3 protein-coding genes are annotated in these 2831 nt (G+C 59.9%); all 3 read left to right on the plus strand.

Translation table 11 applies throughout. The features are described from left to right. Nucleotides 1-284, plus strand: a 284-nt coding sequence (locus OC610_RS24865) for an ureidoglycolate lyase (RefSeq protein ID WP_264431666.1), incomplete at its 5' end; no start/stop codon positions are given. A gap of 51 nt (nucleotides 285-335) precedes the next feature. Continuing rightward, nucleotides 336-1631: a urate hydroxylase PuuD gene (locus tag OC610_RS24870; RefSeq protein ID WP_264431668.1), complete on the plus strand. Its 1296-nt coding sequence runs from the start codon at nucleotides 336-338 to the stop codon at nucleotides 1629-1631. Nucleotides 1632-2015: 384 nt separating this feature from the next. Continuing rightward, a complete protein-coding gene (locus tag OC610_RS24875) occupies nucleotides 2016-2801 on the plus strand; it encodes an outer membrane protein OmpK (RefSeq protein ID WP_264431669.1) in 786 nt (261 codons plus the stop codon). Nucleotides 2802-2831 lie beyond the last annotated feature (30 nt).

Below are 2831 nucleotides of genomic sequence, written 5' to 3' on the forward strand. Positions count from 1 at the left end.
AGCGCCATCCGCTGGGCAGCCAGGCCTTCATTCCGCTGCTCGGCAACCCCTTTCTGATCGTGGTCGCGCCACTTGGCGATGCACCTGTATCAGGCTTGGTCCGCGCCTTCGTCACCAACGGCAGGCAGGGCATCAATTACCATCGCGGCGTCTGGCACCACCCGGTGCTGACGATCGAAAAGCGGGATGACTTCCTGGTGGTTGATCGCAGTGGCACAGGCAATAACTGCGATGAGCATTTTTTCCAAGAGGATGAGTTTCTGATCCTCGCCCCCCACCAATAAGAGAAGGTCCGATCACGCGAAAACAAGCGTGACGGGCGAGAGGTAAAGACTGTGGAAGCACATTTGCTGGAATGGCTGAACCTGAGCATCCGCTGGGTTCACATGATCACTGGCGTGGCCTGGATCGGCGCGTCGTTCTACTTCGTCTGGCTGGAAAACAACCTCAATCGCGTCAACCCCAGGAGCGGCCTGGCCGGCGACCTCTGGGCCATCCACGGTGGCGGTATCTACCACCTGGAAAAATACAAACTCGCGCCACCGTCCATGCCGGACAACCTGCACTGGTTCAAGTGGGAAGCCTACTTCACCTGGATGTCGGGCATCGCGCTGTTGTGCGTAGTGTTCTACTGGAACCCGACCGTCTACCTGCTGGCCCCCGGCAGCAGCCTGAGCGGCCTTGAAGGCGTGGCCCTGGGCATCGGCTCGCTGTTCGTCGGCTGGTTCGTCTATTCGTTCCTCTGCGACTCGGCCCTGGGCAAGCGCCCGGCCCTGCTCGGCCTGATCCTCTTCGTGCTGTTGATCGCCGCAGCCTATGGGTTCAGCAAAGTATTCAGCGGTCGCGGTGCCTACCTGCACGTCGGCGCCGTCATCGGCACGATCATGGTCGGCAACGTGTTCCGCATCATCATGCCGGCCCAGCGCGCGCTGGTGGCAGCCATCGCCGAAAACCGTACACCCGACCCGGCGTTGCCGGCCAAGGGCCTGTTGCGTTCACGCCACAACAACTATTTCACCCTGCCGGTGCTGTTCATCATGATCAGCAACCATTTCCCAAGCACCTACGGCAGCCAATACAACTGGCTGATCCTGGCGGGTATCGCCGTGGCGGCGGTGTTGGTGCGGCATTACTTCAACACGCGCCATGACAGCAATCGGTTTGCCTGGACGCTGCCGGTCGGCGCCTTGGCGATGATCTGCCTGGCCTACGTCACCGGTCCAAAACCGATGTCCACCGCACCGGAAGTCGCCAAGGCACCGGCCACCATCGAGTACCAGCCCCTGCCGGAGACTGCGGTAGGCGGCGGTGCCAAACCGGCGGCACCGGCGCAGGCATCCACGCCAGCCCAGGCGTCCAATGCCCAGGGCCCGTCATTCGAAAAAGTCCACAGCGTGATCCAGGAACGCTGCTCGGTCTGCCACTCGGCCAAGCCCACCAGCCCCCTGTTCAGCGCCGCGCCGGGCGGAGTGATGTTCGATACACCGCAGCAGATCCAGCAACAAGCCGCGCGTATCCAGGCCCAGGCCGTGACCAACCAGATCATGCCGTTGGGCAACATCACGCAGATGACCCAGCAGGAACGCGACCTGATCGGTGCCTGGATCGCCCAGGGAGCGCGGACTAACTAGTCCACCTCGGTAAGCCTCGTTCCACACGCAATACCGCAGACAGGCCGACCGGTACACCACCGGTCGCCCGTCAGCGGCCGCCTGCGCCTCAACAATAACAACAAGAGGAAAGCACCCCATGCACTCGTTCCACCCTCACGCCCCGCATTCGTCGCCCATGCGCTGTCGCAGCGCACTTGAGCCCCTCCATGCAAGCCCGTATCCTGCGCCGCCGTTTGAATCCGGACGTCTCCAAATAACAATCGGATCCTGACCGACGCCGCTGTTTTTCAGCTCTTGTCACAAACAAAAAGCTGACCGAACGGATGTTTATCCGTAGAAAAAGCGCCACACCAGAGCGCTGACCTGAAAAAGCGATACCACTTACCTTTGGGAGCAAACCGAATGAAACGCACGTGCACCAACCTGATCGTTGCGGGATCCTTGTTGGCAGGGGGACAGGCCGTGGCAGGCGACCTGCTCCAATGGCAGAACAACAGCCTGAGCTACCTCTACGGCAAGGATTTCCAGATCAACCCGCGCATCCAGCAGACCGTGACCTTCGAACACGCCGACGCCTGGAAATACGGGGACAATTTTTTCTTCCTCGACCGGATTTTCTATAACGGCCAGGACGACAGCCAGTCCGGCCCGAATACCTATTACGGCGAGTTCAGCCCGCGCCTGTCGTTCGGCAAGATCTTCGATCAAAAGCTGGAAATGGGTCCGATCAAGGACGTGCTGCTGGCGATGACCTATGAGTTTGGCGAAGGCGACAACGAGTCGTACCTGATCGGTCCGGGCTTCGACCTGGCAATTCCCGGTTTCGATTATTTCCAGCTGAACTTCTACAACCGCCAGACCGAAGGGGCGCGCGCTGGCGACAACGTCTGGCAGATCACCCCAGCCTGGGCCTACACGGTGCCGGTGGGATCCTCCGACATCCTGATCGATGGTTTCATCGACTGGGTCGTGGACAACGACACGAACTCAAAGGGCACCTACCACGCCAACCTGCACATCGTCCCGCAGATCAAATATGACCTGGGCAAGGCCTTGAAGCTGGGTGCCAAGCAACTTTATGTCGGCGTGGAATACGACTACTGGAAGAACAAATACGCGATCGAAGACAGCGATGGGTTCAAGACCAACCAGAGCAATACCAGCTTCTTGCTGAAGTACCATTTCTGACCCCGGGTTCCAAATCCGCAGCAATACCCT

The sequence above is a fragment of the Pseudomonas agronomica genome, from assembly GCF_025917275.1.
Lineage (GTDB): Bacteria > Pseudomonadota > Gammaproteobacteria > Pseudomonadales > Pseudomonadaceae > Aquipseudomonas > Aquipseudomonas agronomica.